Origin of the sequence: Corynebacterium sp. HMSC075D04 (assembly GCF_001815635.1) — a bacterium.
Lineage (GTDB): Bacteria > Actinomycetota > Actinomycetes > Mycobacteriales > Mycobacteriaceae > Corynebacterium > Corynebacterium coyleae.
On record NZ_KV821321.1, the window covers coordinates 21,217 to 29,593 of the forward strand.

General features: G+C 61.0%; 6 protein-coding genes and 1 tRNA gene. 5 read left to right on the plus strand and 2 right to left on the minus strand.

The annotated features are described in order from the left end of the window. Positions 1-9 precede the first annotated feature (9 nt). A complete protein-coding gene (gene lysA, locus HMPREF3048_RS03775; RefSeq protein ID WP_070771233.1) occupies positions 10-1,374 on the minus strand; it encodes a diaminopimelate decarboxylase in 1,365 nt (454 codons plus the stop codon). Beyond that, complete coding sequence (gene argS, locus HMPREF3048_RS03780; RefSeq protein ID WP_070771234.1) at positions 1,374-3,035, minus strand: arginine--tRNA ligase; 1,662 nt, start codon at positions 3,033-3,035, stop codon at positions 1,374-1,376. The genes lysA and argS overlap by 1 nt, the downstream gene beginning before the upstream one ends. 205 nt (positions 3,036-3,240) lie before the next feature. On the opposite strand from argS, the gene HMPREF3048_RS03785 reads away from it, so the two are divergent. The 5 genes from HMPREF3048_RS03785 (at position 3,241) to HMPREF3048_RS03805 (ending at position 8,340) form a co-directional block, all read left to right on the plus strand. Further along, a complete protein-coding gene (locus HMPREF3048_RS03785; RefSeq protein ID WP_070615283.1) occupies positions 3,241-4,923 on the plus strand; it encodes an L-lactate permease in 1,683 nt (560 codons plus the stop codon). 88 nt (positions 4,924-5,011) lie between these two features. Then, complete coding sequence (locus tag HMPREF3048_RS03790; RefSeq protein ID WP_070771235.1) at positions 5,012-5,797, plus strand: (Fe-S)-binding protein; 786 nt, start codon at positions 5,012-5,014, stop codon at positions 5,795-5,797. A 23-nt stretch (positions 5,798-5,820) separates the two neighbouring features. Further along, a complete protein-coding gene (locus HMPREF3048_RS03795; RefSeq protein ID WP_070421863.1) occupies positions 5,821-7,344 on the plus strand; it encodes a LutB/LldF family L-lactate oxidation iron-sulfur protein in 1,524 nt (507 codons plus the stop codon). Continuing rightward, complete coding sequence (locus HMPREF3048_RS03800) at positions 7,345-8,025, plus strand: LutC/YkgG family protein (RefSeq protein ID WP_070771236.1); 681 nt, start codon at positions 7,345-7,347, stop codon at positions 8,023-8,025. Positions 8,026-8,266: 241 nt separating this feature from the next. Next, positions 8,267-8,340 (plus strand) — tRNA-Arg (locus HMPREF3048_RS03805). Positions 8,341-8,377: the final 37 nt, after the last annotated feature.

The following is an 8,377-nucleotide window of genomic DNA, read 5'->3' on the forward strand; positions in this document are numbered from 1 at the left end:
TCAGGTCAATTAATATTCGCGGGCCAACAGGTCTTCCACAGTCTCGCGGCGCACCATCGGGGTGATCTGTCCGCCGCGCACGGACACGACAGCCGGACGTCCAAACGCGTTGTAATTCGAAGCCATGGAGTAGCAGTACGCGCCAGTCGCAGCCAACGCAATGAGATCGCCGGAGGAAATATCATTCGGCCACTTCGCATTCTCTACGAGAATGTCGCCGGACTCACAGTGCGAACCAACCAGGCGGGTATCGGTGTTGTCACCGTCGACGAAGCGGTTGACCACGCGGGCGTCGTAAAGCGCCCCGTAGAGCGCAGGGCGAATGTTGTCGCTCATGCCACCATCGACCGCGATGTAGCGACGAGATGTAGTGAACGAAGTATCGACGTCCTTAATCACACCCGCGGTGTACACCGTCACCGCAGAAGGACCAGCAATCGCACGTCCCGGCTCCACAACCACAGTCGGCGCGGCGATGCCGAGCTCGTCAGCGACATCCTGCACGGAGGCAAGCAGGTCGCGCGCAACAGCCGCGACGTCGAGCGGCTGCTCCCCTGACATATAAGCAATGCCGTAACCGCCGCCAAGATCGAGGTAGCCAAGCGCGACACCGCAGGTCTTCCACACTTCTGCGTACAGGCCGAGCACGCGCTCTGCAGCCAGTTTGAAGCCTTCAGCGTCGAAGACCTGGGAGCCGACGTGGCAGTGCAGGCCGGTCAACTGCAGCGAATCTGAGTCAATTGCTGCCACGGCCGCAGCAAGTGCGTCGCCAGTGGCCAGGGAAATGCCGAACTTCTGGTCTTCGTGGCTCGTCGCAATGAACTCGTGCGTGTGCGCATCCACGCCGGGCTTCACTCGGATGAACACATCTTGGATGACACCGGCCTCGCGGGCGACAGCTTCCAGTTGCGCTAACTCCTGGTGAGAGTCGATGACCACATGCCCCACGCGCGAATCCACGCATAGGCGCAGAAACTCGTCGGACTTGTTGTTGCCGTGAACAGTGATGCGTTCCGGCGGGAAATCGGCTGCAAGTGCGATGCGGAGCTCGTTTTCACTCGCCACATCGAGGGCAAGACCTTCCTCATCCACCCAATGTGCAATGTGTCGGGTCAAAAAGGCCTTCGACGCGTAGTGCACATTTTCCGGCGCACGGAATGGTTCCGCCATGTCGCGGCAGCGAGAGCGGAAATCGTCCTCATCCACGACGACAACCGGGCTGCCGTATTCGGCGACGATCTCAGGCAGTGGCACACCAGCGATGGTCACTACCCCGTCTTCTTCACGCTTGGCGTTTCGCGGCCAAACGTGTGTGGGCAGTTCGTTGAAGTCGCCCTCGTCGGTGCTGTACGGGGTGGATACGAAAACAGTCATTACATCCGCTCCGGGGCGCTCACGCCGATCAGGCCCAGCGCGTTTGCAATCACCTGGCGTGTCGCCATCGCAAGTGCGAGACGTGCCGTGTGGATCGGCTCCGGCGCCTCGCCGGCCTTCGGCAGGATCTGGCAGGAGTCGTAGAACTTGTGGAAGGCGCTGGCCAACTCTTCGGTGTAGCGGGCAATGCGGTGCGGCTCGCGCAGCTCTGCGGCGGCGCGCACGACTGCAGGGAACTCACCGATCGTGCGGATCAGGTCACCTTCCTTCTCGTGGGTCAGCAGGCCCAAGTCGATGTCCGCGACGCCGGGCAGCGTCACGCCGGCTTCCTTGGCCTTACGCTCAATCGAGCACAGGCGCGCGTGGCCGTACTGGACGTAGTAGACGGGGTTGTCGGAGGACTGCTTCGTCCACAGATCTAGGTCGATATCCAGCGAGGAGCCCACAGAGGAGCGCACCAGCGAGTAGCGCGCGCCATCCACGCCAATGGCGTCGACAAGATCCTCAAGCGTGATCACGGTGCCTGCACGCTTGGACATCTTCACCGCCTGGCCGTCGCGCACGAGGTTGACCATCTGACCGATGAGCACTTCGACGGCGTCCGCGTTGTAGCCCAGCGCCTGCGCCGCAGCCTTCAGACGTGCGATGTAGCCGTGGTGGTCCGCACCCAACATATAAATGGCAAGCGTGTGGTCGCGGTCGAACTTGTCCGCAACGTAGGCGATGTCGCCGGCGATGTATGCCGCGTCGCCGTCGGACTTGATCACCACACGGTCCTTGTCGTCGCCAAAGTCAGAGGAGCGCAGCCACCACGCGTTGTCAGCCTCATACAGGTTGCCGTTTTCCTTCAGGGTGGCAATCGCCTTATCCACCGCACCCGACTCGAACAGCGAGTTCTCATGGAAGTACACGTCGAAGTCCACGCCGAAATCGTGCAGCGACTGCTTAATCTGCGCGAACATCATCTCCACGCCAGCAGCGCGGAAGGTCTCCTGCACTTCAGCATCAGTGCCTTCGAGAGCATTGGGCTGCTTTTCGACGACCGCCTGAGCGATCTCGCGAATATAATCGCCCCCGTAACCATCCTCCGGGGTTGGATCCCCCTTGGCAGCAGCAACCAACGAACGCGCGAAGCGGTCGATCTGGCCACCGTGGTCGTTGAAGTAGTACTCGCGGGTCACCTTCGCGCCCGAAGCCTCAAGCACGCGGCCCAGCGAGTCACCCACCGCAGCCCAGCGGGTACCGCCGAGGTGAATCGGGCCGGTCGGGTTCGCCGAGACGAATTCCAGGTTCACCTTCTCGCCGGCGTAGATGTCGGAGTTGCCAAACGCGGCACCCTCCTCGAGCACCTTGGCTACCAGCTGGCCCTGGGCGTCTGCGGCGAGGCGCAGGTTAATAAAGCCGGGCCCTGCGATCTCAGCGGCGGCGATGGCTGGGTCCTCTGCCAAGACCTCTGCAAGCCAGCCTGCGAGTTCGCGCGGGTTCGTGCCCGCCTTCTTCGCCACTTGCAGTGCAATGTTGGTGGCGTAGTCGCCGTGCTCCGGATTTCGCGGGCGCTCCACAGTCACGGTGTCGGGGACAACAGAGGCGTCGAGATCATGGTCTGCAAGCACGCGCTCTGCGGCGGCTTTTACGGTGGTGGCAAGTTCTGCTGGCGTCATGGGCATGCAGTGTAATTGAGGGCTTTGACACGGGCGCATACGGATGGTCGTCGATACGCAAAGTGCGCTAATTCACATCCCCCTTGAGGGGCAAATCTTTTCACTTCGCTGCCTTGTTTGGCATATTTAGCCCATCGGGTCTCGCACGCCGAGGCCACGGTCACCCGTTTCTTTTTCCGTTCCTGTCTCGAAAGAGCCCTGTTTTATGGACCAATTCCAAATCTTCACCGACGCAGTCGGTGGCAGCACTGGTCTGTCGGCATTGGTGTCTACCCTGCCGCTGTTAACCTTCTTCATCATGCTGCTCGGCGTGAAAGCTCGCGCTCACACCTCGGGTTTTGTTGCACTTATCGTTGCAATTCTCGTGGCCATCTTCGGCTTCCATATGCCGACCGCGTTTGCCATCTCTTCCGCGTTCCGCGGTGGCCTGTTCGGCCTGTTCCCCATCGTATTCGTCATCCTGACGGCCATCTGGTTCTACCAGATCACGGTCGCCTCTGGTCGTTTCGAGGACCTTCGCCTTGTGTTCGACAAGATGGGCAACGGTGACGTTCGTATCCAGGCGATGCTCATCGCTTTCTGCTTCGGTGGCCTGCTTGAAGCCCTCGCCGGCTTCGGTGCCCCGGTTGCTATTACCGCGACGATGATTCTCGCGCTCGGCATCCCGCCGCTGAAGGCCGCTACCGTGGTGCTCATTGCGAACACTGCACCTGTGGCGTTCGGCGCCGTCGCCATTCCGATTACCACCGCAGGTGACGTGGGTGGTCGTACGCTGGAGCAGACCGAGAACATCGCCGCCATCGTCGGCCACCAGACCCCGGTTCTGGCGTTCTTCGTGCCGTTCATCATTGCGCTGCTTATCGACGGCTTCCGTGGCGTCAAGGAGACCGCCCCGGCCGCAGGTGTCATCGGTCTGGCTTTCGCGATCGCCCAGTGGTGGACCTCCAACCACTTCGCCTACCAGCTCACCGACGTTATTGCCTGCATCGTCGCACTTGGCGCCGCGTTTGTGCTGCTGCGTTTTTGGCAGCCGCGCGGTGTGGAAGCCATGCGTGAGCGCCTCGGCCTCGAGCCGTACGCCGACGAAGATGGCGACACTGAAGCGCTCACCGGCAGCCGCGTCTGGATGGCACTCATGCCGTACGCAATCGTCGTTGTCGTGTTCGGCCTGGCAAACCTGGGCACCACGATTCCGACCTGGCTCAAGCAGTTCAAGATCTCGTTCCCGTGGCCAGTCATCGATGGCCAGCTGCTCAACGCTGCGGGCGAGCCGGTCAACACCGACTACTCATTCGCCTACATCAACAACCCGGGCTCGCTGATGGTCATTTCCGCCATCATCGTCTCCATCGCCTACATGGTGTTCAACGACAACGGTCGCTACAGCCTCACCTGGGGCCAAGTTGGTAAGGAGTTCGTGGACACCGCATGGAAGATGCGCTGGTCTGCCGTCACCATCATGCTGGTGCTCGCACTGGCATACGTGATGAACTATTCGGGTCAGACCGTGACCATTGGTGAGTTCTTTGCCAACCTCGGCCCGGCATTCGCGTTCTTCGCTCCGATGCTTGGCTGGGTCGGCGTGGCTGTGACTGGTTCCGACACCTCGGCCAACGCCCTGTTCGCCAACCTTCAGGTCACCGCCGCGAACAACCTTGGCCTCAACCCGGACCTCATGCTGGCTGCTAACACCACCGGTGGTGTTGTGGGCAAGATGATCTCCCCGCAGTCCCTCGCAATTGCCGCTACCGCGGTGAGCATGGAGGGCAAGGAGTCCGAGATTTTCAAGAAGGTCGTGGGCTGGTCCTTCGGCTTCTTGCTCGCAGTGTGCGTGATAGTCTTTCTGCAGTCGAACGTTCTAGAGGTCCTTGCTCCGGTCGTTCCGTAACTGCCATCCTTTTACGGTGCTCCCGAGGTCCAAGTGACCTCGGGAGTTTCGTCGTTTTCCCTGAGATTTCCCACGATAGGAGCCCGAAATGCGAGTAGCTCTGTTTTCTACTTGTATCGGCGACGCCCTCTTCCCTGACGCGCATAAGGCCTCGGCCATTGTGCTTTCCCGTCTCGGCTATGAGGTTGTCTTCCCCGAGCAACAAACCTGCTGCGGCCAGATGCACGTCAACACTGGCTACAAAGAACAAGCCGTCCCAATCATTGAGACGTACGTCGATGCCTTTGCAGACTCGTCGATTGACTACGTTGTGGCTCCTTCGGGCTCCTGCGCGGGAGCTGTCCGCGAGCAGCACGTCGAGCTTGCGGAGCGTTTCGGCTCCAAGGCGCTTGTCGACGGCGCAAAGATCGCCTCGAAGAAGACCTACGATCTCTCCGAATTCATCGTTGATGTCGCCGGCACCTACGACGTGGGCGCATTCTTCCCGCACCGCGTGACCTACCACTCCTCTTGCCACTCCCTGCGCTTCCTCAAGGTCGGCGACCGTCCGACCGAGCTGCTGCGCCACGTTGAGGGCCTTGAGCTTGTGGATCTGCCGAACTCCGAGGAGTGCTGCGGTTTCGGCGGCACATTCTCTGTGAAGATGCCTGAGGTGTCTTCCGCGATGGTGTCCGACAAGGTCCGCCACATCAAGGAGACCCAGGCGGAGTTTGTCACCGCTGGTGACTCCTCTTGCTTGATGAACATTGGTGGTGCACTGTCTCGCCAGCACCAAGGCATTCGTGCCGTGCACATGGCTGAGATCCTCGCCTCCACCAAGGAGCACCCGCTGACTCCGACGTCTGCGGCGTACACGAAGGAGAAGATGCTGTGAAGGTTGCACTCGGACAGCCCACGATGCCGCCGTTTGCCAACGGCCCGGCTCACCTGCGCGGCAAGGAGAAGTTCCAGAAGGCTGCGCACCACGAACTTAACGACGTCACCAAGCGCCGTAATTACCAGTACGCCACCACGACCATTCGTGTGAAACGTCAGAACGTTGTCGACGAGCTGGATGACTGGCAGCAGCTGCGCGAAGCAGGCTCCACCATTAAGCGCGACGTTGCGGCACGTATGCCCGAGCTGCTTGAGCAGTTCGAGGAGAACGTGACCAAGCGCGGTGGCCACGTCCACTGGGCTCGCGACTCCAAGGAAGCCAACGAGATCATCCAGGGCCTGATCAAGGAGACTGGTGAGGACAAGGTCGTCAAGATCAAGTCCATGGCAACCCAGGAAATCGCTCTGAACGACGAGCTGGAAAAAGCCGGCATCTTCGCTCAGGAGACCGACCTGGCTGAGCTTATTGTGCAGCTCGGCGAGGACTTCCCGTCCCATATTCTCGTCCCGGCGATCCACCGCAACCGTGCGGAGATCCGCGACATCTTCGCCGCGAAGATGCCGAACACTGACGAGACGCTGACTCAGGAACCTGCGGAGCTTGCAGAGGCTGCACGTCAGTACCTGCGCCAGCAGTTCATGGAGGCAAAGGTTGCCATCTCCGGCGCTAACTTCGGTTGCGCCGACACTGGCACCGTCTCCATCGTCGAGTCTGAGGGTAACGGCCGTATGTGCCTGACGCTGCCGGAGACGCTTATCACCGTGATGGGCATTGAGAAGCTCCTGCCGAGCTTCGATGACCTCGGTGTGTTCCTACAGCTGCTGCCACGCTCCTCCACTGGCGAGCGCATGAACCCGTACACCTCCCTGTGGTCCGGCGTGACCGAGGGCGACGGCCCGCAGAACTTCCACATTGTTCTGCTGGACAACGGTCGTACCGCCGCAATGTCTAACGAGATCGGCCGCGAGGCACTCAAGTGCATCCGCTGCTCGGCTTGTTTGAACGTTTGCCCGGTCTACGAGCGTGCCGGCGGCCACTCCTACGGCTCCACCTACCCGGGCCCGATTGGTGCAATCCTGACCCCGCAGCTCACAGGTATCGATTCTTCGGACGACCCGAACGGTTCCCTGCCGTACGCGTCCTCGCTGTGCGGTCGCTGCAACGAGGTGTGCCCGGTGAAGATTCCGATCACCGACATTCTGCTGGAGCTGCGCTACCAGAAGGCGAAGAACGAGCCGAACCGCATGGAGCAGGCTGCGTTCGCGTCGCTGGCTCAGGTGTGGGGCCGCAGCAACGTGTGGAACCGTCTGGTCCGCATGGTTGCGCTTGGTCGTGTGCTCGGCGGCTTTAACGGCAAGATCGAGACCATGCCGCCTCCAATCTCCGGCTGGACTGGCTACCGCGATGTTGCGGTGCCGCCGAAGAAGTCCTTCCGCCAGTGGTGGGAGACGGACGAGGCGAAGCGTCTGCTGTCCGAGGCACGTGAGCAGGGCATTCCGAACGGCCAGAAGGTCAACACCAAGCCGATCGAGGAGGAGAAGTAAATGACTACCACTACTGGTAATGCTGCAGGCTCCCCCGCCCGCGACTCCCGTAACGAGGCTGCGAAGCGCGAGATTCTCAAGCGCATCCGCAACGCCCACAAGCTCTCTAATGTTCCGGAGCATGTCGAGGTGGTCCGCGAGTACCGCACCACGTCCGACATCAAGGGCGACGAGCTGCGCGAAATCCTTATCGACCGTCTTGTGGACTACAAGGCTGACGTTGTGGAAACCACCGAGCAGACGCTTGGCGACGACCTGCTGAAGGTGCTTGCAGACCGCAAGTGCAAGGACGTTGTCTACGCACCGGGCCTGGATGCCTCCCTGTTCGACGGTTTCTCCGGCACTGCCCGTCCGGATGACGTCACGTCGGATCCGCGTGCGCTGGGCGATGTGGACGCCGTGGTGACGGATTCCCACGTCACCTCCGCGCAGACCGGCTCGATCGTGCTGGAGGCCGGCGACGTGTGCGGCCGCCGCGCACTGTCTCTGGTTCCGGACCGCCACATCTGCATCGTGCGTGCAGATTCCGTGGTCTACGGTGTGCCGGAGATGATCGCCCGTATCAACCCGGAGCACCCGGCCACGATGATTTCTGGCCCGTCCGCTACCTCCGACATCGAGCTCGTGCGTGTCGAGGGTGTGCACGGCCCGCGTGACCTCATCGTCATGGTCGTGAAGTAACACTCCCTCTTCCCCGGCGCCTTCGCCGGGGTGAGATACACGAAATGGCCGGTCCCTTTTGGGGCCGGCCATTTCGCTGTCATTGTTTCCCGTGTCACGCCGTTCCCGCGGCGCACAATCATTATGAAACACCGGTGTTGAGAAACCATGGCGTGTGGCTGAGAGTGTCCTGAGGGTTTCGTCGTGAAGCGCTGCACCAATTTCTTCTGCCCACACACGGGGTGCTAGTGTGATCGGCATTGTCTCCGTAGCTCAGTGGATTAGAGCATTGGTTTCCGGTACCAAAGGTCGCAGGTTCGAATCCTGTCGGGGACACGCTGTCATGAGTCGCGTCATGCTTGACGGATGAGTC